Raw genomic sequence first — 23,321 nt, forward strand, 5'->3', positions numbered from 1 at the left:
TTTAATATTTGTAGATAATGATGTATGAGAGCATATTTTCGCGAAAGCATAACACACTTGCATTGCAATATTTACTACATTTGAAATTATGGCAGGAACAATCAATAAAGTGATCTTAATAGGTCACACGGGAGATGATGTAAAGATGAACTACTTTGAAGGTGGTAATTGTATAGGACGTTTTCCGCTGGCGACTAATGAAGAATATGTAAACCGTACCACTGGCGAGCGAGTGAGCAATACAGAGTGGCACAACATTGTAGTGCGCAACAAGGCTGCCGAAATTTGCGAGAAGTACCTCAAAAAAGGTGACAAAGTATATGTAGAAGGACGTCTTAAAACGCGTAAGTGGACAGATGATAAAGGAATGGATAGATACTCTACAGAGATCCAGTGCCAAGAGTTTACTTTTCTTACTCCTAAAGGTGAAAATCAAGGGCAGTCACAAGGAGGTGGACAACCTGCACAAGCAACACGTCCTCAAGCACAACCTTTCAACCCTAACCAGCCAACACAACCGGCACAGCCCTCTACAGATACTAGTGATGTAGATGATTTGCCATTTTAATTTAACTAAACGATAAAACTTTTGGACCCCGATCCCGAACCCTTATTTATTCTTCTCTTAACTATAGACCCTACCACTATCATAAGCATTGTGGCACTTATAGTTTTACTCATGTGCTCCGCACTTATAAGTGGCGCCGAGGTTGCTTTTTTCTCCCTATCACCTAGTGATCTTCTAGAAACAGAAGAGCAAGTTGCAGATAGAAAAATGATGGTAGTAAAGAGGCTACTCACAAAGCCTAAAAAACTTCTTGCAACTATTCTTGTTGCAAATAATGCCATAAATATTGCGATTGTACTGCTCTTTGCCAGTCTAGGCGAAGTAATATTTGCAAATATTACAGCAGAGATTCTAGGAATCCCTTTACGCTTTTTACTAGAAGTGGTACTTATTACTTTTTTGATCTTACTTTTTGGAGAAATCCTTCCTAAGATTTATGCAAACCGTAATAACAAGAAATTTGCGGCACTTGTAGCATATCCGCTGCGCGTACTCGATGTAATTTTCACACCACTTAGCAGCCCTATGCGTGCTGCTACCTTATGGATACAAAGAAAATTAGGAGAACAAAAAACTAGTTTTAATGTAGATCAGCTCTCGCAAGCGCTGGAACTTACAAGTGAAGAGGACACCACAAAAGAGGAGCAAAAAATTTTAAAGGGTATTGTTTCCTTTGGTAACACAGACACCAAGCAAGTGATGCGCCCTCGTATGGACGTATTTGCACTTAATAAAGAGGATGATTACAACTATATTTTAAAGCAGATTACAGAAAACGGCTTTTCTCGTATTCCAGTCTTTTCTGAGAGCATTGACACCATCGTGGGAATCCTCTATGTAAAGGACTTACTACCTCATCTCAACGAGAAAGAATTTGACTGGGCAAAGCTTATACGCGATCCTTATTTTGTGCCAGAAAACAAGAAACTAGATGACCTTCTCGCAGAGTTTAAGGAAAAGAAAAATCACCTCGCTATTGTAGTAGATGAGTATGGTGGCACAAGTGGTTTGATCTCTCTAGAAGATATTATAGAAGAAATTGTAGGAGACATTGCAGACGAGTTTGATGATGAAAATATCATCTATTCTAAACTTGATGAGCACAATTGGATTTTTGACGGAAAAACATCTCTCAAAGATTTCTACCGAATCATAAAGCTTGAAGAAACTACTATTTTTGAAAATAAAAAAGGTGAGGCAGAGACTATTGCAGGTTTTGTGCTAGAAGTCTCTGGAGGCTTCCCTCGTAAAAATGAGGTAATAATATATCAAGACTACACGTTTACGGTAGAGGCGATAGATAAGAAACGTATTAAACAGATTAAATTCACTATAAAATCTTGAGATTTACAGCTTTCATAACATCATTTCTTGCAGCTATAATGCTCGCATCATGCGGTGGCGACACATTACCTAAGCCTAAAGGACAGCTCAGTTTATCATACCCCAGACCGTCATATTCTTTTACCACATCAGATTGTGATTATAATTTTGACCTCAACTCACTAGGCAAAGTGCGCTATAAAGATAATTGCTCTGCTGTTATTGATTACCCATCGCTTAACGGAAGTGTATTCCTAACCTATAGAGCGGTAAATAATAATATTAATGCGTTACTCAATGATGCACAAAAACTCACATACGAGCACGTGCGCAAAGCTGACGACATTATAGAAGAGAAGTATGTAAACCAAGAGCAAGGTGCATACGGAATGTTTTATGACATTAAAGGAGATGCGGCTTCCCAGTCCCAATTTTACATCACAGATAGCACCACACACTTCCTTACCGGTTCTATCTACTTCAACACAAAACCTAACTACGACAGCATTTATCCTGCGGCTATGTATCTTAAAAACGATATTAGGCACTTGATGGAAAGCATTAAGTGGAGAGAACAACAGTAGCTTTTTTCGGGGTTCGCTTTCGCGAAAACTTCTCATATTCCTAATAAGTTATTACCGAACTTTGCATTTCTAAATTCAAGCAATGCCAAATAATTCACTCAAATGGATATACCTTGTCGTACTATCCATTATTTGGGGAAGTTCGTTTATCCTTATTAAAAAGGGGCTAGTAGGTCTAGAACCACTACAACTAGGAGCTTTACGAATCTTATTCTCCGCATTTGTTCTGTTACTATTTGGATGGAAAAGTTTGAAAAGCATAAATAAATTAGCTTGGAAATGGATAGGAGTTTCTGCGTTGCTAGGAACCGGTATCCCTGTATTCCTTTTCGCCTTTGCCGAAACCGAGATTGATAGCGCCGTAGTAGGAATTTTAAATTCTAGTGTACCACTACTTGCTTTCGTTTTTGGGATACTAATATTTGGTGCTAAATTTATTAAACAGCAGTTTATAGGTGTTCTTTTAGGACTTATAGGCGCCGGCGCTCTTATTTACATAGGTGCTCAAATAAATGAAGAACAAAACTACTGGTACGCTTCGCTAGTAATCATAGCATCATCGCTCTATGCGCTCAATGTAAACATCATAAAACGTCACCTTCAAGATGTAAGCGCACTAGCTATTGCCGCAGGAAATTTTGTTTTCTTAATCATTCCTGCACTTATCATACTTTTTTACTCAGATTTTTTTGACCTTCCTTTAACCACAGATACCACAATACAACTATCCATTGGTTACATTGTACTACTTTCAATTTTTGGGACTGCCATTGCAAAAGTGATGTTTAACAAGCTAGTACAAATAAGCAATCCAGTGTTTGCCTCCTCTGTAACCTACTTAATGCCTATTATTTCTGTGACTTGGGGATTACTAGATGGAGAAGCGTTTACAAGTCTTCAGGTTATTGCTACGCTTATTATTCTTACTGGTGTTTATATAGGGAATACAGGGAAAAGAAATACCTAATTAAATCTGATTCTATTGAAATAAAGGCCTCTAGCTTTAAAATGCTCATAAAAATTACTAGCTAACTTTCGCGAAAGCGCACAAAAAAAAGCGACTTACATTACTGCAAATCGCTTTTATCAACTAAACTATCTTTTCAACTACCCTAGTGGGGGTTGTCCATTCATTATTTCTTCACTTGCATACTCTTCAAACTTCTTGAAGTTATCTTTAAAAGATCTCGCAAGCTTATTTGCAGTTGCATAGTATCCTTCATCGTTATTCCAAGTTGCTCTAGGAGATAATACCTCTGTAGGTACTCCTGGACATGTGCGTGGCTGTGCTAGTCCAAAAACAGAGTGTATGTGGTAGTGATCGTGAGAAGTCTCCTGTAGTAACTCTCCATTCATCGCTGCCTTAATCATAGCACGTGTATACTTAAGTTTCATACGTGATCCTACTCCGTAAGGTCCGCCAGTCCACCCAGTGTTAATAAGCCATACATTTACTCCAGATGCCTTCATCTTCTCACTAAGCATCTCTGCATATTTAGTAGGGTGTAATGGCATAAATGGAGCTCCAAAACACGCCGAAAATGACGGTTGTGGCTCTGTAACTCCTGCCTCTGTCCCAGCAACCTTTGCCGTATACCCACTTATAAAGTGATATGCAGCTTGACCTGGCGTTAATTTTGAGATAGGAGGCAGTACTCCAAAAGCATCTGCTGTTAAGAAGAAGATATTTTTAGGATTATTCCCTACAGAAGGCTCTTGTATATTATCAATGTGGTTAATAGGGTAACTCACACGCGTATTTTGTGTAATAGAAGTATCTTCAAAAGCGACATTACCATTGTCATCTAGAATTACATTCTCTAGTATTGCTCCTGGCTTGATGGCATTAAAGATATCTGGCTCATTTTCCTTAGATAGGTTAATCACCTTTGCATAGCAACCTCCTTCAAAATTGAAGATGGTGTTTTCCTTAGTCCATCCGTGCTCATCATCTCCTATAAGCTTACGCTCTGGATCTGCCGAAAGTGTTGTTTTTCCAGTACCAGAAAGTCCAAAGAAAATTGCAGTTTCTCCATTATCTCCTACGTTTGCACTACAGTGCATAGGTAATGTTTCCTTCTCAACAGGAAGGATGAAGTTTAATGCAGAGAAAATTCCTTTCTTGATCTCACCAGTATAACCAGTTCCACCTATAATGATTGTTTTTTCTGTAAATGAAAGAATTGCAAAGTTGCTCTGGCGAGTACCATCTACTTCTGGATCTGCTAGAAATCCTGGAGCGTTAAGAATAGTCCACTCTGGATCAAATGTTTTAAGTTCTTCAACCGTAGGGCGAAGAAACATGTTATAAGCAAACATGTTAGACCAAGGATACTCGTTTATCACTCGTATATTTAGTCTGTAATTCTCATCTGCACAAGCATAACTGTCTCGTACGTAGATTTCTTTTTCAGAAAGATAGTTGGCTACTTTTGCTTTTAATTTTGCAAAAGCCTCTTCGCCAAATGGAAGGTTAATGTTACCCCACCAGACTTTATCTTCTGTTTTAGCATCTTTTACGATAAAGCGATCTAAAGGTGATCGTCCTGTAAAAGTACCAGTGTTTACTGCTAGTGCGCCAGAGGACGCAGTAGTTCCCATATCATTTTCTACGCTTATTTCGTGTAGTTTCTCAGGGGAGAGTTGGTAGTTGATTTTGGCATTTTTGATGCCTAATTTTTCTAATGAAAGTGTCTTCGAAGCTAAGCTATCTGCGACCATAACAATGAGTTTTGTGTTGTTTTAGATCACAAAAGTAGTAAGACTTTGCTCAGCACTATAACGTTTTCGCTGTTTTATTTGGATTTTATGAAATGTATAACTATCAAAAGCCAACTAACAATGAGCAAAGTCCCACCTATTGGGGTAATCAGAGCGATTTTAGTAAAATCAAAAGATGTTAATTCATTGGTTGCCAGCCCATATATAGAACCCGAAAAGAATAAAATCCCTAGCAACAGCAGCACCCATACTGTTTTTTTTGTTTTTTCGCTTAAAGCGAAAACTGGAATAAGCAACAACAATAAGGCATGATACATTTGATACTTTACACCCGTCTCAAAAGTCGCAATCGCTGATGCATCAAGCACTTTCTCCAGGCCATGCGCACCAAAAGCTCCTATAATAACTGCGGTAAGACCAAAAATCCCACCTGTCACTCTTAATTTTTTATCCATGCTATTTGTTTAAGATGTGGCCCAAAACCGTACTTTAGACCAGCAGAATTCAATTTGAACTCTCATACAAAATTACAAAACTAACTACCCATGCGAAAGATTCTCGTAATAGGCGCTGGAAAATCCACGAGCCAACTCGTAAACTACCTACTTTCTAAATCTGACACCGAAGATTTACACATCACTGTGGGGGACATCTCTATAGACAATGCTCAAAAACTCATCAATAACCATATAAATGCTACGGCAATAAGCCTTGATGTATTTAACAAGGAAGAACGTGAGCAGGCTATTAAAGCAGCAACTATAGTAATCTCTATGCTTCCTGCTCGTTTTCATATTGAGGTTGCTAGAGACTGTGTCACTTTTGAAAAGTCTATGGTAACCGCTTCTTATATTTCTGATGAGATGGAAGCGCTTGATAGCGCAGTAAGAGAAAAAGGTCTTGTATTTATGAATGAAATAGGCCTAGACCCAGGTATAGATCACATGAGTGCCATGCAGGTAATAGACCGTATACGCGATAAAGGAGGAAAGATGATCCTGTTTGAATCTTTTACAGGTGGTCTCGTTGCTCCAGAAAGCGACACCAATCTTTGGAATTATAAATTTACTTGGAACCCTCGTAACGTGGTACTTGCAGGTCAAGGTGGCGCAGCCGAGTTTATACAGGAAGGGACTTATAAATATATTCCGTATCAACGATTATTTAGGCGCACAGAGTTTTTACAGATAGAAGGTCACGGTCGTTTTGAAGGATATGCAAATCGCAATTCCCTTAAGTATCGCTCTGTATATGGTCTTGATGACATCCCTACATTGTATCGTGGCACCATACGCAGAGTTGGTTTTTCTAGAGCTTGGCAAATGTTTGTACTTCTAGGTATGACAGACGATAGTTATCAACTAGAAAAAACGGAGCATATGAGCTACCGTGATTATGTGAATTTATTTCTACCCTACTCCCCTACAGATTCTGTAGAGTTAAAACTGCGTCACTACCTAAAGATTGATCAAGATGATTTACTCTGGGACAAATTATTAGAACTAGACATCTTCAATAAAACTAAAAAACTAGGGCTTAAAAAAGCAACTCCTGCTCAAGCATTACAACGCATCCTAGAAGATAAGTGGACGCTAGATGCTAAGGACAAGGACATGATTGTCATGTATCATAAATTTGGCTATGAGCTTGACGGTAAGCGCAAGCAGATTGATGCAACCATGGTAAACATAGGAGAGGATCAAATAGAAACAGCAATGGCAAGAACGGTAGGTTTGCCAGTAGCTATGGCTACCTTACGCATTCTTAACGGCGAAATCACCACACCTGGAGTACAACTACCCATCAAAAAAGAAGTATATGAACCTATTCTCAAAGAACTGGAAGAGTATGGCATCACCTTTAAAGAATACGAGGTTGACTATCTAGGTTATAATCCAGATATCGTAGGAGGATAACCTTTTTAAAAATTGAATTACAGTTTATAACTATTTATGTATCTTGTAGTTTCAATATAGAACCTTCTTGAGATGAAAATTGTAAAAGACGAACTTATAATAGATGGTATAGATAAGATAATCTTGCGCCAACTTATGGAAGATGCTCGTAAGCCTATTCTTGAAATTGCTCGTAAAGTGGGCATTTCTGGAGCTGCCATACACCAGCGTTTACGCAAGCTAGAGAAGTCTGGACTTATAGCTGGCTCTAAGTTTATCATAGACCCAAAAGTGCTAGGCTATCGCACACAAGCATTTATAGGAGTATATCTTGATAGAGCTGCAAATAATGCAAGAGCAGTACGACAACTTAAAGATATTCCCGAGGTGATAGAGTGTCATTACACTACTGGAAACTGGTCTGTACTTATCAAAATTCTCTGTAAAAATAACGAGGACTTGATGAATTTACTCAATAAAAAGATTCAAGCGATAGACGGTGTATCACGCACTGAAACCTTTATCTCGCTTGATCAACAAATAGACAGACAGATTAAAATCTAACTTTTTACGCTTTCGCGAAAGCGTAACATTCACTAATATTTACGCATAAAAAAACCTCTCACTTGGAGAGGTTTTTCCATTATAAAAATCTTGAATTATAGTCCAGGATAGTTTCCAGTAAGGATATCTATTCCATCGATAATCCACCATACTCCTAGACCTCCTAGTGTAAGGATAAATAAGATGTTCCACCCTATTGGGCTTCCTAAATACCATCTGTGAGCTGCAAAACCTCCTAAAAATAACCATAATAAAATAGCAACTAGCTGGCGGTCTGCCTCTACTGCTGCTGGAGAAGTAAGTACTTCTGCCTGATCATCTTCAGTAAGTGTAACTCCGTTTACAGCAGCAACTGCTGTTCTCTGTACTGGAAATCCAGCATAGGTATTTGTAACGGCAAGCATCACAAACGCAAATAATAGTGTAATTTTGAGTCTCATAGTTTGGTTTTGTTTTTATTAGACCTAACTAAATTACCTAAAAAACAGCTATGTACTTACGAAGAATTCTCTTTTTTGCATATTTCTTGTTCGGAGCAACTGCTTACGGCCAACTTACTGCTTATGAATATATGGGCGTTATAAAACTTAATGACTCGGCTTTTATTTCTTACAAACTCGCCTTTAAAGAAGTAGATGGTAGAGTACAAGGGTACTCTATGGCTGATCTAGGCGGCAAGCATGAAACTAAGTCTAATATTAAAGGAATTTATGATAGTGAAAACAAAATATTCTCCTTTGCCGAATATGATATTGTCTACACAAAGTCTCCACTAGGTGAGGTAGATATGTGCCTCATAAACTTTGAAGGCAAAATGAGAAAACTTGAAAACAACAAAGCTTTTAGCGGTGATTTTAAAGGCCTCTACCCAGATAAGAGCTCATGCCTAGATGGAATGCTCATCATGTCTGCCACAGAAGAGGCGCAAGCTAGAATTGCCAAATTGGACAAGAAGATTCAGAAATCTAAAAAGGTAAGTCAAGAATTAAAAGATAGGATTTCGGCAAAGCGTTCTGTAGATACGCTTACCATGAGTATCGTAAGAAAAAACGAAAACCTCAACGTTTTTACTAAAACTAAGAATATCGTGATTTCTATTTATGACTCTGGTAAAGTAGATGATGACCGCATAAACCTTTATGTGGATGATGTACTCATACTAGAAGATTACTCAATAGAAAAAGCTAAAAAGCAAATACCAATCACTATTACCAAGAAAACAACAGTAGTGCGCGTAGAAGCCCTTACAGAAGGGACCTCGGCGCCTAATACCGTTAAGGTAGAAATACAAGACGGCATGAGTTTAATCACTACAAGAACGAGCCTTAAAACGGGTGAGAAAGCAGAGCTTACCTTAGTGAAGCAGTAAAAAAGCTAGTACTCATTATAATTAACCACAAAAAAACCCACGCTATAAACGTGGGTTTTTCTATTTAATATTTTCGCGAAAGCGAAAATAGTTTTATGTCTGTGCGACTCTCGCCTAGTATCTGTAGTACTCAGGCTTAAATGGCCCTTCTACTGTCACACCGATGTAATCTGCTTGCTCTGTAGAAAGAGTTTCTAGCTCTACGCCTAGACGTGATAAGTGCAACGCTGCTACTTTCTCATCAAGGTGCTTAGGAAGCATATATACTTCGTTGTTATAGTTTGCACTGTTCTTCCAAAGTTCGATTTGTGCTAGTGTCTGGTTTGTAAATGAGTTACTCATTACAAAACTAGGGTGACCTGTTGCACAACCTAAGTTTACAAGACGACCTTCTGCAAGAACGATAATATCTTTACCATCTATAGTATACTTATCTACTTGTGGCTTGATTTCATCTTTAGTTGCTCCGTGTGTGCTGTTTAACCAGCCCATGTCGATCTCATTATCAAAGTGACCTATGTTACATACAATCACCTTATCCTTCATTGCCTCAAAGTGCTCTGGGCGTATGATGTCCTTGTTTCCAGTAGTAGTAATCACGATATCTGCGTTACCTACCACAGAGTTAAGTTTCTTTACTTCAAATCCGTCCATTGCAGCTTGAAGCGCACAGATAGGATCAATTTCTGTTACTGTAACAATAGAACCTGCACCTTTAAAAGAAGCTGCTGTTCCTTTACCTACATCTCCGTATCCACATACTACTACACGCTTTCCAGCAAGCATAGTATCTGTAGCACGACGTATAGCATCTACCGCACTCTCACGACATCCGTACTTATTGTCAAACTTAGACTTAGTTACAGAATCATTTACGTTTATTGCTGGCATAGGTAATGTTCCTTTCTTTACACGCTCGTAAAGACGGTGTACACCAGTCGTAGTTTCTTCAGAAAGACCTTTAATATCTTTTGCAAGTTCTGGGTAACGATCTAATACCATGTTTGTAAGATCACCTCCATCATCAAGAATCATGTTTAATGGCTTACGATCTTCTCCAAAGAAAAGTGTTTGCTCGATACACCAGTCAAATTCTTCTTCATTCATCCCCTTCCAAGCATATACTGGTATTCCAGCATCTGCGATTGCTGCAGCAGCCTGATCTTGAGTAGAAAATATATTACAAGAAGACCAAGTTACCTCTGCTCCTAGTGCTTTTAATGTTTCAATTAATACAGCTGTCTGTATTGTCATATGCAGACATCCTGCGATACGAGCACCTTTAAGCGGCTGCTCATCTCCATACTCTTCACGTAGAGACATAAGCCCAGGCATCTCTGCCTCTGCAAGTTCGATCTCTTTGCGTCCCCAGCCCGCTAGGGAAATATCTTTTACTTTGTACGGTACGTACGGTACTGTCTTTGTGCTCATAATTTGTATATTTAGCTTATTTCTTAGCAGTGGCAAATTTACGCAATACCTTACAGAAAACCTTTTAATCGATGCCTCTTTACAAAACGATAACAGTTAGCTCGAGTACAACAGTCTATATTTGGAAGATTGAAGAAGATATTACTACGCTTTCGCGAAATATAAAACTCACAAATCATTGCCAGAATAGACTACAAGGAATGAAGTCTGAGCTTCATCAAAGAGGCTTCATGAGTATACGCCATCTTCTAGCCGAAGCTGGATATACAGATTTCGATTTATATTACGACAAGAATGGAAAACCTCATCTTCATGATGGGAAGCATATTTCTATCACACACAGCTACACCTTTACTGCTATCATTGTAAGTGATCAACCTGTAGGTATCGATATAGAAAAGCAACGCGACAAAATCTTGCGCATTGCTCACAAATTTACACCTATAGAAGAATATTACACACTTACTAATGCAGATGCTCGCATGCGAAAACTCACCATTGTATGGGGAGCAAAAGAATCACTTTACAAGCTCTACTCACAAGAAGGTCTGAGTTTCTTAAAGCATATAGACGTTACAGATTTTGATTTTGACGATGCTAAGACTACAGCCACGGTAAATTATGAAGGTGCAGTCTCCACCTATAACCTCACCTTTATGGAGTTTGAAGGATTTACCTGTGTATATGGATTTTAACTTTGGTCCCGATAGCTATCGGGATTGAGGGATTTACCTGTGTCTACGGTTATTAATAATGAATAGCATTCTTTGTACTGCAATTCCTACCTTCGTGTGGTGACTATATATTCCCAAATCATACATAAAAAAGAAGAAGGCGGTAAATTACTCGCAATTCTCATAGATCCAGATAAGTTTGAATTGGATTCCGCTTTCGCGAAAGCTTACTTGAAAAAAATACCCGCTACTACAACTCACATTTTTATAGGCGGAAGTACAGATCCAGCACGTAAAACAGCAACTGTGGTCCAACTTCTAAAAGCCGAAACAGCATTACCAATTATTCTGTTTCCTGGAAATTACAATCAGGTTACTCCAGATGCAGACGCAATATTATTTTTATCATTACTATCTGGTGATAATCCCGAATTTTTAATAGGCCAGCAAACGAAAGCTGCGAGAGCAGTACAACAAAGTGAGCTTGAAGTAATCCCCACTGGATACTTACTCATAGACGGCGGCTCTGTAACTGCCGTACAACGTGTGAGCCAGACGAGCCCAATGTCGCAAGATGACACAGAACGCATAGTAGACACAGCACTTGCAGGACAATATTTAGGTAAAAAATGTGTCTATCTAGAAGCAGGAAGTGGCGCAAAAACCGCAGTACAACCTTCAATTATCAAAGCCGTTTGTGATACACTCACCATTCCGGTAATCGCGGGTGGAGGCATTAGAAATTCAACTCAAATGGAGCAAGCCTATGAAGCTGGCGCAACAATGGTCGTTATAGGCACAGCTTTTGAAGAGAACTCATGGAATGACTGCTAATTGAATATTAAATCATCCTTATGAAATACATCATTTATCTAATAACGATTTTCATCACAACACAACTACTGGGTCAAACGACCTATGTAGTTGATGCGGTGTCAAAAACACCCGTATCCTTTGCTACTATTTCTTTTGGTGATGGAAGAGGAACATTTGCAGGCGATGTTGGTGAATTTACATTTATTAGCTCAAAATATAAAGATATAGACAGTCTTTACATCTCGGCAATAGGTTTTAAAGAGCAAGCTTTTGCTGCCGCTAGCTTACCAAAAAAAATATTTCTAGCCCCAGAAGCGAGCTTACTTTCTGAAGTTATCGTTACCGCAGAGAAGAAAGGGAAATACAAGAAAAAAAAATACAAGGAGACTACACACACTAATTATTACAACTGCTGGCTCCCTACCGTAGAAAGTGAGGTTGCTGTCCTTTTTAATCGTGAGGAAGGAAAGTCTTCAAAAATTGCACAACTGTGGATTCCTATAAACTCAGAAAAGGAATATCGCAAAAAAGGTAACATGCAATTTTCTACCTTGTTCCGCATTCAGTTTTATAAAAATGAGAATGGACTGCCTGGGACACCGGTAATACATAGAGATATTGTTTTTCGCGTAAGCGAGCAAGATGACGAGATGTACGAATTAGATATAGATAAATATCAAATTTTCATTCCTAAAGACGGGATTTTTGCCTCCTTACAAGTACTAGGATATGCAGATAAACAAGGAAAGCTCATACAGACTAAAAAATATAATGAAATTGAAACTCCTAGAGGAATTCAAAAAGTATCTGTTACTTTTAGGCCTTTATTACCGTTTACAAATGAATTGCCGTCACAAAAGACATATGTAAGGAGAGTCTTTTTTAATAATAAAAAATGGCAAGTATTTGACCACACTTACAATGAGCATTCTGCGCTCGTAAAAACTGGAAATGTAAATTATGGAATGGGTGCATTGCTGCACGTTTATCAAGAATAATAACTATGCAAATCTCTGTAGATCTTACTTTTAGTCCGCTACAAAATGATTACGAAATGTATATCATTAATTTTATAAAGCGACTACGCGACTCTGACCTTACCATTATAGAAAATCCTCTTGCCACTCAAGTATATGGGGATTACGACAAGGTGATGACCATACTAACTAAAGAAATGAAGCGCAGCTTTGAGGAAATAGGCATCGGTCTATTTTATATTAAAATTGTAAAAACAGATCGCTCTGATTATGTCGCAGATTTTTGATTTCCTTTTTGGCCAGTACGCCACATACGACACCCTAGACATTGTCTTAGAACTTATAGCTGCGATATTTACAATCGCATCTGTAGTCTACTCAAAACAAAATAACGTTCTCGTTTTTCCTACCGGAATGATTTGCACCGCAATCTTTGTATATCTGCTACTCAAATGGGGACTACTGGGAGACATGATGATTAATGGATACTACTTCATTATGAGTGTTTATGGATGGTACATCTGGACGCAAAAAGTAGACGGCGTTGCAGTTACTCCTATTACGAGAACTACTAGAAAAGAGCACCTCCTCTCTGTAGTTATATTTATTACATCTGCAATTTTTGTGTATATCGTATATATCATTTTTGATAAAATTGAACACTGGACATCTTACGTAGATATGATTACCACAGGCATCTTCTTTGTAGGCATGTGGCTTATGGCTAGACGTAAGATTGAGAACTGGATATACTGGATCATAGGTGACATTATCACTGTACCTCTTTATTTTTACAAAGGACTCACTTTCAGTAGTATTTTATATTTTGCACTCACTATTATTGCCATTTTTGGATATTTAGCATGGAAGAAGAACTTAGACAAATCACCAGTAATTGCATAAGAGTTTGCCTTATTGGACCAGAAAGTAGTGGGAAAAGTACGCTTTCGCGAAAGCTAGCTCAGCATTACAACACACCCTTAGTTCTAGAATATGCAAGACAATATCTTCAAGATTTATGGGACACAGAGCAAAAGATATGCAGACCAATGGATCTGCTACCTATTGCCAAAGGCCAAATGAAACTAGAGAATGCTGCCGTAGCTAATGCCACAAATCTAGTTATTTGTGATACTGATTTACTCACCACAAAAATATATAGCGAGGCTTACTATGATGGCTGGTGTCCAGAATTATTAGAGAAAATGGCATTGGAAAACACATATGATTTGTACCTTTTAACGTACATAGATACTCCATGGGAGAAAGATGATCTAAGAGATCGCCCAGAAAGAAGAGAGGAAATGTTTAATTATTTTAAACATACCTTAGAGAAATATAAAAAACCATTTATTCTCGTAAAAGGCGCTGTGCCAGAAAGAATGGTAACTGCCACCGAATCTATAAACACACTTTTAGTTTGAATATCACAGAACAAGACATAGAGCTCATCACAAATTTAGGTGCAACCAGAGATCAAGTAGAACGACAGTTCCAGATACTTAAGGAAGGAATTCCTTTTGCAAACTTGCGCAGTGCGGCTACAAAAGGTAATGGTCTTATTGTGCTTAAGCCAGAAGAAGAAAAACAATTAGTACAGCATTACGAGGATAGTAAAAGTGCAATACATCCATTAAAATTTACTCCAGCATCTGGGGCTGCTACGAGGATGTTCAAATTTCTATTTCAATTTGTAGAAGACTACAACCCTCAAGATGGAAGTATTAATGCATACATAAATAAGAAAGGGGTTCCTGAGCTTAGATTATTTTTTGTGGGCTTAGAAAGCTTTCCTTTTTACAAAAGAATACGCGCACGCATTAAAGAAAAGTATGGCAAAGATGGAGCAGACATTAATGAAAATAGATTGCGTTTTGTAAAAATAATGCTTGAAGAGAAGGAACTCAATTTTGGAAAAAAACCTAAAGGATTATTCCCTTTTCACAGTTATAAGAAATATGTTGCCGCTGCTTTTGAAGAGCATCTTTTTGAAGGCGCTCTGTATGCAACAAAAGACACCGTCGCCCGACTTCACTTTACGGTTTCCAAGGAACATCAAAAGAGATTTGCAAAACGTTTTGATAAACGCAAAGACTATATAGAACGTAAGACAGGCATGACCTTTGACATATCTTATTCTTACCAAGACTCAGCTACAGATACAGTAGCCCTTACCGAAACTAATACACTTTTAAGAGATCAGGAAGGAAAACTCATATTTAGACCTGGAGGGCACGGAGCTTTAATTAACAATTTAAATGAGCAAGATGCAGATATTATATTCATTAAGAATATTGATAACGTAGTTGTAAATAAGTACAAGACTCAAGTTGCTTATTATAAAAAGATGCTTGCTGGAAAGTTACTTTCACTTCAAGCAAGGTCTTTTGAATATTTAAAGAAAATTGACAATCAAAATGAACTTTTAGACAGCGAGCGTATGGAGATCGCTACTTTCTTAGAAGATGATCTATTCTTAAGGCTTCCTGCAACCTTTAAAAAGCTTGAAAACGCCGCACAAACAGACCTTTTGAGGAAATTACTAGATCGCCCCATACGTGTTTGTGGTATGGTAAAAAATGAAGGCGAACCAGGAGGCGGACCTTTCTGGGTGCTTCATGAAGATGGTACTGAGAGTTTGCAAATTATAGAAAGTGTACAGATCAATCCTGATGACAAGGAGCAGCAAGAAATTCTTAAAAATGCGACTCACTTTAATCCAGTAGACATTATTTGCGGTGTAAAAAATTACAAAGGAGAGAAGTACAATCTTCTCAATTATGTGGATTACAAAGCAGGATTTATCGCATCAAAAAGCTACCAAGGAAAGAAAATAAAAGCACTTGAACATCCAGGACTTTGGAATGGTGCAATGGCACACTGGAACACCATATTTATAGAAGTTCCACTAGTTACTTTCAATCCTGTAAAAACGGTTAATGACCTTCTTAAACCAGCTCACCAAGTAAAATAACACAATCATAGGTTAAATTTTGTTTAATCTTATTTATTAAAAGATAAACAATAAGTATCTTTATTTCAAAATAGATATATGGATACCGCACTGGTATGGTTTAGAAATAATTTACGAACACAAGATAATAGCTCCTTGACTCATGCAATTGCTTCAGGCAAGCGTGTAATTGGGTTGTATTGTTTTGACCCTAGACAATTTCAGATAGGTGATTTTGGGTTTAAAAAGACGGAGAAATATCGCGCTCAATTCTTGATTGAAACTGTTCAGAATCTAAAAAAGAATCTCAACAATCTTAACATCACTTTGATTGTAACTCACGAGCTTCCAGAAGTAACTATACCAGAACTCATAGAACAATACAACATCTCAGAAATCTACTCTCAAAAAGAGTGGACGCGTGAAGAAAATGAAGTTACCCTTGCTGTTGAAAAAAAGTTAAGTAACGTAAAACATCACACCTATTATGATCAGTTTCTCTTTCATCCCGAAGATATTCCTTTCGATACTTTCGGAGACATTCCTCAAGTATTCACTCAATTCCGTAAAAAGTGCGAGAAAGAAGGCAGTGTCCAGCCTTTACAAGAAAAAATCGAAGCGCTTCCTTCAAAAAATCTACTCGATGAAGAAAGCGACATACCTAACCTGCAAGAGCTAGGCTTAGATACTTTTATTAAAGACCATCGCTCTGCATTTCCTTGGAACGGCGGAGAAGACGAGGCTTGGAGCCGACTCAATAATTACTTCTGGAACACAAAAAAACTACAGTACTACAAGAAAACACGCAACGGACTCGTAGGCGAAGATTACAGTTCAAAGTTATCTGCATGGCTGGCAAATGGATCTATATCTGCACGCCAAATTTATTACGAGGTAAAAAAGTTTGAAAAGGAAATCATTTCAAATCAAGATACCTATTGGCTTGTTTTTGAATTGATATGGAGAGATTATTTTAAGTATGTCTCTCTTAAACACGGTAACGACCTGTTTAAAATAGGCGGCATTCTGAATAAAGATTACGACTGGAAGCGTAATGACAAATCCCAACGCGAATGGATCAATGGTAATACAACATATGACTTTGTAAATGCCAATATGATAGAGCTCAAAGAAACAGGTTGGATGTCTAACCGCGGTCGTCAGAATGTTGCGAGCTTTTGGGCAAAAGAGCAACAGCAAGACTGGCGCGTAGGTGCTGCTTACTTTGAAAGTATGCTCATAGATTATGACGTACATAGCAACTGGGCAAACTGGATGTACAACGCAGGCGTAGGAAACGATCCTAGAGACAGAAAATTCAATATCAAAAGGCAGCAGGAAATGTATGACGGTAATGGGAAGTTTGTAAGACTATGGACTCAAAATGAATTATTTTAAATGAGCACTTTACGACTTATTCTGGGCGATCAGCTCAACCACAAGCACTCCTGGTATCAAGAGCAATCTGACGATGTCATTTATTTTATGGCAGAAATGCGCCAAGAAACAGATTATGCAACCCATCATATTCAAAAAGTTGTCGCCTTTTTTAAAGCTATGCGCGAATTTTCTGATTGGCTTACATCACGAGGACACAGAGTGATTTATTACACCCTAGATGCGCCTGAAAACACTCAAAGCCTCATTCAGAACATTGAGCAACTTATTAAGGAAAACGATATATCACTATTTGAATACCAACTTCCAGATGAATACCGTCTGGATGAAATGATATCACGCTTTCGCGAAAGCGTAACCATCAAAGTAAAGTCATACGATACAGAGCATTTTATGACTTCTCGTACCGACTTGTCTTCTTTTTTTGAAGGTAAAAAGCTCTTCACCATGGAATATTTTTACCGCATGATGCGCAAGAAATATGACATCATGATGATAAACGATAAAGATCCCGAAGGTGGTAAATGGAACTTTGATCACAGTAACCGCAACAAATGGAAGGGAGACACTTTAATTCCTATTGAAAAGACTTTTGACACCAACGTATCATCTATCGTAAAGCTCATTGAAAGTGCTGGAGTTAAAACCATAGGACGCATAGACGAAAAGAATTTTGCTTGGCCTACTACACGCACTGAATCACTTGAAGTGCTCAATTATTTTTGTGAGCACTTGTTAGTTCATTTTGGCGACTATCAAGATGCCATGGATCCAGATCAAGCCTATTTATATCATAGCAGATTAAGCTTTGCTATGAATAGTAAGATTCTAGATCCTCAAGAAGTAATTGAGACGGTTATTAACTTCTGGAGAGCGCATCAAGAAGAAATAAATATTAGTCAGGTAGAAGGTTTTGTAAGGCAGATTTTGGGATGGAGAGAGTACATGCGAGGCATGTATTGGAAAGAGATGCCAGCATTTGCAACGACTAATCATCTTGAGAATCATAATGCGCTGCCAGATTTTTACTGGACTGGAAAGACAAAGATGAACTGCCTTAAATGCAGTATCAATAATAGTCTCGATAACGCTTATGCACACCACATACAGCGATTAATGATTACTGGCAACTACGCGCTTCTCACCATGTGTGATCCTGCACAAGTAGATGAGTGGTATTTAGGAATTTACATTGATGCCATAGAATGGGTTGAAATCACAAACACTCGCGGGATGTCTCAATGGGCAGATGGTGGTAAGATTGCGACAAAACCCTATGTGTCTAGCGGAAGTTACATCAACAAGATGTCTAATTACTGTAAAGGATGTTATTATAAAGTAAGTAAAAAAACAGGCGAAGATGCATGTCCATTTAACTCCTTGTATTGGAATTTCTTGAATGAAAAACAAGAATATTTTAAAGGAAATAACCGCATGAGTATGATGCTAAGCCTCTTGAATAAAATGGATAAGAAAACATTACAAGCACATCAAGAGCGCGCAGAAGACATCATTAAAAACCCAGCAAATTATTAAAAAAGAGGTAAACATAGTATGGTTTAAAAGGGACCTGCGCTTGCACGACCACTTGCCCTTGTACAATGCTTTGCAAGAGGGTAAACCGCTGCTTTTACTTTATATTTTAGAACCTTTATTAGAAGCAGATTCTCATTACAGTGACCGTCACTTTAACTTTGTTAAAGAGTCGTTACTTGATCTCCAGCATAGTTTGCAACGTTTCAACTCTAAGCTCTTAATTATACATGATGAAGTGGTCCCTGCTTTCAAGGAACTAATTAAACACTATAAAATTCACACCGTTTTCTCACATCAAGAAACTGGACTACGTGTTACCTATGAAAGAGATCTTGCACTAGAAGCATATGCAAATAATCTAAAAATAGCGTCACCAGAAAATAAATTTGGCTGGGTAGAATTTGCAAATAATGGAGTGCAACGCAAACTTAGAAATCGTGTAGGATGGAGCGAAGACTGGGAGTGGTTTATGAAACAACCACAGATTCCTTTTCAGCCAAGAAAAGATCAATTACTATCAATAGGAGAGATTAATACTCTAGAAGATAATTTTAAAAAAGTCTCTTTACAAACACCTGCATCTAGTCCTTTTCAAAAGGGAGGGACAACGATGGCGATGCGATACCTAGCGTCATTTTTGCACGATAATCGATACCTAAATTATGCAAAACATATTTCAAAACCTAGCCTAGCTAGAAAGAGCTGCTCTAGATTGTCACCTTACATCGCTTGGGGAAATGTGAGCATACGCCAAGTATATCAAGAAGCAAAACATTTTCGCGAAAGCTCTAAAAATAAACGTGCCATCGATGGGTTTACTTCACGATTGCGATGGCAAGCACATTTCATTCAGAAGTTTGAAATGGAGGACTCGATGGAATTTGTGAGTGTAAACAAAGGATATCACAAGCTCTCAAAAAATGTGAATGTTAAGTATCAAAAAGCTTGGAAAGAAGGCAAAACAGGATATCCTCTAGTAGACGCATGTATGCGATGTCTGTGTGAGACCGGCTATCTCAACTTTAGAATGCGTGCTATGACGCTATCTTTTTTTACACATAACTTATGGCAACCTTGGCAAGATGCCACGTATCACCTAGCTCAGCAGTTTCTTGATTTTGAACCAGGTATTCACTACCCTCAAATACAAATGCAAGCGGGTGAGACGGGAATCAATATGCTGCGCATATACAATCCGGTTAAAAATAGTTACGAGCATGACGAAAATGGTGAGTTTATAAAAAAATGGATTCCAGAATTGGTAAACGTACCTGTTGCATACATCCATGAACCGTGGACGATGAGTGCTCTTGAACAACAATTTTGCAATACAGTAATAGGTGAAAATTATCCTGCGCCTATAATTGACATAAAAAAAACGGCAAAACATGCGGGAGACGTATTGTGGAAGCTTAAGGAAGATAATATTGTAAAGCGAGATGCGTATCGTATCTTAAGACGACACACGCTCGCAAACAGAAATAATTTTGATTAAAAGACTATGAAAAAGCAAGAAATACCAGAATTTACAGAACGCGAACTAGACCGTATCATAGAAATGGCTTGGGAAGATAGAACTACCTTTGACGCAATAGAAATGCAGTTTGGGATCAAGGAACAACTTGTAATCGAAGTAATGCGTCGTGAGATGAAGGAAAGTAGTTTCCGTATGTGGCGTAAACGAGTGCAAGGACGTAAGACAAAGCATGAAGCAAAACGTGCTTATGGCATGGATGATGCACGTTTTAAATGCAGTCGTCAAAAACAGATTACACATAATAAAATTTCAAAAAGAAGGTAATATTATACTATTTACTTTTAAGTAAGAGATCACCACTATGACAAAGAAAAAACCAGACCAGGTCGTTTATAATGAAGAGAAGGGTAAGTATGATGCTGCACTTACTCCTTATGCAACAAACTTAGGAGCGCCAGCTATCGTGACTGACGATGTTACTACATGGAAAAACTCAAATATCAGTAAGGTTAACCATCAATTTAAGACTGAATATGAGGAGTTAAAGGCGCAGTATGAGGTGATGATGAAAAAATTTGAATATAACAATCTCATCTATGCTGCAAAGTTCTCTTTCGAACCGATTGTAGGTGCTATTTACCATCTATATCGTTCTAAAAATGGAGAGCCATTTTTGTCTTTAATTTCGCCAGAAGAATGTAATTGGGATTTTGCCGGAACCTTTGAATTAAAGGCCGATAAAATCTGGAACCGACTAGACACTCCAAAAGAGGAAGAAGAAGAAAATGAAAAATAATTTACAACAAGCCACGATAGGTGGAGGATGTTTCTGGTGTGTAGAAGCTGTTATACAACGCTTAAAAGGTGTTTCTAATGTGGTTTCTGGATATGCTGGAGGGCAAGTCCCTGGACACCCTACCTATAGAGAGATTTGCTCCGGACTTACCGGACATGCAGAGGTGATACAATTTGATTTTGACCCTGCAGTAATTACCTATGCAGAGATACTTACTGTATTTCTTACCACACACGACCCTACAACCCTTAATCAACAAGGGGCAGATCGTGGGACGCAATATCGATCTGTGATTTTTTATCATAACGATGAGCAGAAAGCGCAAGCAGAACAAGTGATTAAAGTAGTACAAGAGTATTATGAGGATCCAATAGTTACTGAGGTTTCAGGGCTACCTACCTTTTACGATGCTACGCAGGAGCATCAAGACTACTATAATGAAAATAGACAGCAAGGGTATTGCCGTGTTGTCATAGATCCTAAAGTAGCTAAGCTCAAAAAGTTTTATGAGCATTTACTCGCTTCTTAATACTGCAACAAATTATAAGAAAGCCACATTACTCTTGAAAATAGAGTAATGTGGCTTTTTAAGTTGTGGTGGGATTAGTACGCTTTCGCGAAAGCGTAACTCATTATCTTTCCATATTGATCAATCTGTAAATCAGAATTGCCGTACGCTTTGTGAGCATTTCTATAGTTTTAACATTTACAGTCTCACTAGGAGTATGAGCTCCCGTCCCCATAGTTCCCAGACCATCTAGGCAAGCCACATACGCTGCTACAAACGAAGTATCTGCTGCACCGCGCTTTCCTGGATCATAAGCTGCTACAGCAGGACCTCCCATATCTTGACTCACTTGGCTTAAAATTTCTAGTACCTCATAATTTTGAGGAGTAGGCTGCATTGCTGGATAACTATCTTCAAACTCGACAACGGCACTTGTGTGCGGTAAATTATTTGCTACAATCTCACGCATTTTTATGCGTGCTTCCTCTTTCTGCTTTTCAGAGATAAAGCGAAGACCTCCTTGAACATATGCTGTTTGTGCAACTACATTCCCTTTTCCAAAAATACTTCCTTTGCTTTCTTCTGGGTTAAGCTCCATTGTTGTACCGCCCAGCATCATCCCTGGATTAAAAGACAGTAATTCTGGGCCTCTTACTTCATTATAGAAACCGTTGAGAATACGTGCAAGTTCAAAATTTGCTCCTGCTCCTACGCTTTCGCGAAAAATTCCGCTGGAGTGTGCTCTCTTTCCCGTAACTGTAACTTTCCAGTTAGAAGATCCTCGTCTTGCTACCGTAGCATTATCAAAACCTGTTGACGTTTCGAAACCTAAGGCTATATCTGAATTCTTTGCTGCTTCTATCAAATCTTTTCTGCTTATTGTGAGTGGTTTTCCAGTACTTTCTTCATCTCCTGTAAAGGCTACGGTGATTTGCGCATCATCTAACAATCCTGCTTCTCTAAGAGCCTTAAGTGCATATAACACAACAACATTACCACCTTTCATATCATTTGCGCCCGGACCTTTTGCAATAGAATCATTCACCATTTCAAATTGCTGAAACTCGCTATCGTCCTCAAAAACGGTATCTAGATGCCCTATAAGAAGCAATCGCTTCCCTCTTTTTCCTTCTGTACTAGCAAATAGATGTCCTGCTCTATTCATCTCGGAGGGCATATCAATCCAATTTGTAGTAAAACCTAAATCTGTAAAAGACGAAGAGAATACATCGCCCACTTCTTTCACCCCTTTTGTATTAAGTGTGCCACTATTAATGTTTACAACATTTTTGAGAAACTCAATACTTTCCTCTGTATGTGTTTCTACGAGGTTTACAATTTGTAGCTCCTCTTTTGATAATTGTTGTGTAGAAGATTGCGCATGGAGTGCTCCAGTTTTGGCGCAAGCAATCATTAAACTAATTACAATTAGAAATAATGTGAAACGGTTCTTCATGAGTTTTCCATTTAAGTGGCGATTATCTCAAAGATAACAATTGCTCAATAATTGAATTCCTCCATTATTTTTCATTTTTTTCAAATGAAGGGTAGGAGTTTTTATAATTGGGCGGTTATATAACAAAGAATTAATCCTACTAAAAACAATGTTCCCCCACTTTTTTGGATTAGTGAAAACTACTTTTGAGTACAATTTCAAAAAAAAGCTGAAAAAACCCTAAGAAATATTTTTCTTGGGGTTTTCTCTTTTTAATTACTCTTCTTTTTGAAAAT

25 protein-coding genes are annotated in these 23,321 nt (G+C 38.1%); 20 read left to right on the top strand and 5 right to left on the bottom strand.

From position 1 onward, the window contains the following. The first annotated feature begins 88 nt into the window (after positions 1–88). From ACJJVW_RS05985 to ACJJVW_RS06000, 4 genes are all read left to right on the top strand, one after another. Positions 89–568, top strand: a complete 480-nt coding sequence (locus tag ACJJVW_RS05985) for a single-stranded DNA-binding protein (protein WP_405251042.1) — start codon at positions 89–91, stop codon at positions 566–568. 21 nt (positions 569–589) lie between these two features. Continuing rightward, on the top strand, positions 590–1,912 hold the full coding sequence (locus ACJJVW_RS05990) for a gliding motility-associated protein GldE (RefSeq protein WP_405251043.1): 1,323 nt from the start codon (positions 590–592) through the stop codon (positions 1,910–1,912). Continuing rightward, positions 1,909–2,475 carry a gliding motility lipoprotein GldD gene (gene gldD, locus ACJJVW_RS05995; RefSeq protein WP_013750870.1) on the top strand — a complete coding sequence of 189 codons (567 nt, stop codon included), beginning with the start codon at positions 1,909–1,911 and terminating at the stop codon, positions 2,473–2,475. The genes ACJJVW_RS05990 and gldD overlap by 4 nt, the downstream gene beginning before the upstream one ends. An 82-nt stretch (positions 2,476–2,557) precedes the next feature. Next, on the top strand, positions 2,558–3,442 hold the full coding sequence (locus tag ACJJVW_RS06000) for a DMT family transporter (RefSeq protein WP_405251044.1): 885 nt from the start codon (positions 2,558–2,560) through the stop codon (positions 3,440–3,442). Positions 3,443–3,582: 140 nt separating this feature from the next. Here ACJJVW_RS06000 and pckA read toward each other — a convergent pair whose 3' ends face one another. Both pckA and ACJJVW_RS06010 read right to left on the bottom strand, forming a co-directional pair. Beyond that, positions 3,583–5,196, bottom strand: a complete 1,614-nt coding sequence (pckA, locus tag ACJJVW_RS06005; RefSeq protein ID WP_405251045.1) for a phosphoenolpyruvate carboxykinase (ATP) — start codon at positions 5,194–5,196, stop codon at positions 3,583–3,585. A 74-nt stretch (positions 5,197–5,270) separates the two neighbouring features. Then, positions 5,271–5,651, bottom strand: a complete 381-nt coding sequence (locus ACJJVW_RS06010; protein ID WP_298323783.1) for a DUF423 domain-containing protein — start codon at positions 5,649–5,651, stop codon at positions 5,271–5,273. 90 nt (positions 5,652–5,741) lie between these two features. On the opposite strand from ACJJVW_RS06010, the gene ACJJVW_RS06015 reads away from it, so the two are divergent. Together ACJJVW_RS06015 and ACJJVW_RS06020 are read left to right on the top strand one after the other, a co-directional pair. Continuing rightward, positions 5,742–7,112 carry a saccharopine dehydrogenase family protein gene (locus ACJJVW_RS06015; RefSeq protein WP_405251047.1) on the top strand — a complete coding sequence of 457 codons (1,371 nt, stop codon included), beginning with the start codon at positions 5,742–5,744 and terminating at the stop codon, positions 7,110–7,112. 72 nt (positions 7,113–7,184) lie between these two features. Further along, the gene (locus tag ACJJVW_RS06020; protein ID WP_013750864.1) at positions 7,185–7,655 is read left to right on the top strand and encodes an Lrp/AsnC ligand binding domain-containing protein; all 471 of its coding nucleotides are present in this window, start codon (positions 7,185–7,187) and stop codon (positions 7,653–7,655) included. A 95-nt stretch (positions 7,656–7,750) separates the two neighbouring features. Here ACJJVW_RS06020 and ACJJVW_RS06025 read toward each other — a convergent pair whose 3' ends face one another. Continuing rightward, on the bottom strand, positions 7,751–8,095 hold the full coding sequence (locus ACJJVW_RS06025) for a TM2 domain-containing protein (RefSeq protein WP_298323777.1): 345 nt from the start codon (positions 8,093–8,095) through the stop codon (positions 7,751–7,753). A 50-nt stretch (positions 8,096–8,145) separates the two neighbouring features. Between ACJJVW_RS06025 and ACJJVW_RS06030 the strand changes: the two genes are divergently transcribed. Next, positions 8,146–9,024: a hypothetical protein gene (locus ACJJVW_RS06030; RefSeq protein WP_405251048.1), complete on the top strand. Its 879-nt coding sequence runs from the start codon at positions 8,146–8,148 to the stop codon at positions 9,022–9,024. Between the two features lie 114 nt (positions 9,025–9,138). Here the strand turns inward: ACJJVW_RS06030 and ahcY are convergent, their stop codons facing one another. Next, positions 9,139–10,455 (bottom strand): adenosylhomocysteinase, encoded by a 1,317-nt coding sequence (gene ahcY / locus ACJJVW_RS06035; protein ID WP_108877283.1) that lies wholly within the window; start codon positions 10,453–10,455, stop codon positions 9,139–9,141. Positions 10,456–10,526: 71 nt separating this feature from the next. Here ahcY and ACJJVW_RS06040 point away from each other — a divergent pair, with 71 nt between their 5' ends. The 13 genes from ACJJVW_RS06040 (at position 10,527) to msrA (ending at position 21,611) form a co-directional block, all read left to right on the top strand. Beyond that, a complete protein-coding gene (locus tag ACJJVW_RS06040; RefSeq protein WP_405251050.1) occupies positions 10,527–11,150 on the top strand; it encodes a 4'-phosphopantetheinyl transferase family protein in 624 nt (207 codons plus the stop codon). A gap of 99 nt (positions 11,151–11,249) precedes the next feature. After that, a complete protein-coding gene (locus tag ACJJVW_RS06045; protein WP_405251051.1) occupies positions 11,250–11,963 on the top strand; it encodes a geranylgeranylglyceryl/heptaprenylglyceryl phosphate synthase in 714 nt (237 codons plus the stop codon). 20 nt (positions 11,964–11,983) lie between these two features. Next, positions 11,984–12,943: a carboxypeptidase-like regulatory domain-containing protein gene (locus tag ACJJVW_RS06050; protein WP_298323765.1), complete on the top strand. Its 960-nt coding sequence runs from the start codon at positions 11,984–11,986 to the stop codon at positions 12,941–12,943. Between the two features lie 5 nt (positions 12,944–12,948). Next, entirely contained in the window at positions 12,949–13,209 is a 261-nt protein-coding gene (locus ACJJVW_RS06055) for a hypothetical protein (protein WP_405251052.1), read from the top strand. Beyond that, positions 13,193–13,825, top strand: a complete 633-nt coding sequence (gene pnuC / locus ACJJVW_RS06060; RefSeq protein ID WP_298323761.1) for a nicotinamide riboside transporter PnuC — start codon at positions 13,193–13,195, stop codon at positions 13,823–13,825. Before ACJJVW_RS06055 ends, pnuC begins: the two co-directional genes overlap by 17 nt. Further along, complete coding sequence (locus ACJJVW_RS06065; protein WP_405251053.1) at positions 13,786–14,346, top strand: AAA family ATPase; 561 nt, start codon at positions 13,786–13,788, stop codon at positions 14,344–14,346. The genes pnuC and ACJJVW_RS06065 overlap by 40 nt, the downstream gene beginning before the upstream one ends. Then, complete coding sequence (locus tag ACJJVW_RS06070; protein ID WP_405251054.1) at positions 14,343–15,896, top strand: DUF4301 family protein; 1,554 nt, start codon at positions 14,343–14,345, stop codon at positions 15,894–15,896. The genes ACJJVW_RS06065 and ACJJVW_RS06070 overlap by 4 nt, the downstream gene beginning before the upstream one ends. A gap of 78 nt (positions 15,897–15,974) precedes the next feature. Next, the gene (locus tag ACJJVW_RS06075) at positions 15,975–17,273 is read left to right on the top strand and encodes a DASH family cryptochrome (RefSeq protein WP_405251055.1); all 1,299 of its coding nucleotides are present in this window, start codon (positions 15,975–15,977) and stop codon (positions 17,271–17,273) included. Beyond that, positions 17,274–18,809, top strand: a complete 1,536-nt coding sequence (locus tag ACJJVW_RS06080) for a cryptochrome/photolyase family protein (protein ID WP_405251057.1) — start codon at positions 17,274–17,276, stop codon at positions 18,807–18,809. Continuing rightward, entirely contained in the window at positions 18,763–20,304 is a 1,542-nt protein-coding gene (locus ACJJVW_RS06085) for an FAD-binding domain-containing protein (protein WP_339849972.1), read from the top strand. The genes ACJJVW_RS06080 and ACJJVW_RS06085 overlap by 47 nt, the downstream gene beginning before the upstream one ends. Positions 20,305–20,310: 6 nt before the next feature. Next, a complete protein-coding gene (locus tag ACJJVW_RS06090) occupies positions 20,311–20,610 on the top strand; it encodes a TIGR03643 family protein (RefSeq protein WP_108877294.1) in 300 nt (99 codons plus the stop codon). A gap of 37 nt (positions 20,611–20,647) precedes the next feature. After that, positions 20,648–21,082, top strand: a complete 435-nt coding sequence (locus ACJJVW_RS06095) for a DUF2452 domain-containing protein (protein ID WP_035335400.1) — start codon at positions 20,648–20,650, stop codon at positions 21,080–21,082. Next, positions 21,072–21,611 carry a peptide-methionine (S)-S-oxide reductase MsrA gene (gene msrA / locus ACJJVW_RS06100; RefSeq protein WP_298323747.1) on the top strand — a complete coding sequence of 180 codons (540 nt, stop codon included), beginning with the start codon at positions 21,072–21,074 and terminating at the stop codon, positions 21,609–21,611. The genes ACJJVW_RS06095 and msrA overlap by 11 nt, the downstream gene beginning before the upstream one ends. 103 nt (positions 21,612–21,714) lie before the next feature. Here the strand turns inward: msrA and ACJJVW_RS06105 are convergent, their stop codons facing one another. Further along, positions 21,715–23,046 (bottom strand): M20/M25/M40 family metallo-hydrolase, encoded by a 1,332-nt coding sequence (locus ACJJVW_RS06105; RefSeq protein WP_405251058.1) that lies wholly within the window; start codon positions 23,044–23,046, stop codon positions 21,715–21,717. Positions 23,047–23,321 lie beyond the last annotated feature (275 nt).

Source organism: Dokdonia sp. Asnod3-C12 (genome assembly GCF_045063975.1).
Classification (GTDB): domain Bacteria; phylum Bacteroidota; class Bacteroidia; order Flavobacteriales; family Flavobacteriaceae; genus Dokdonia.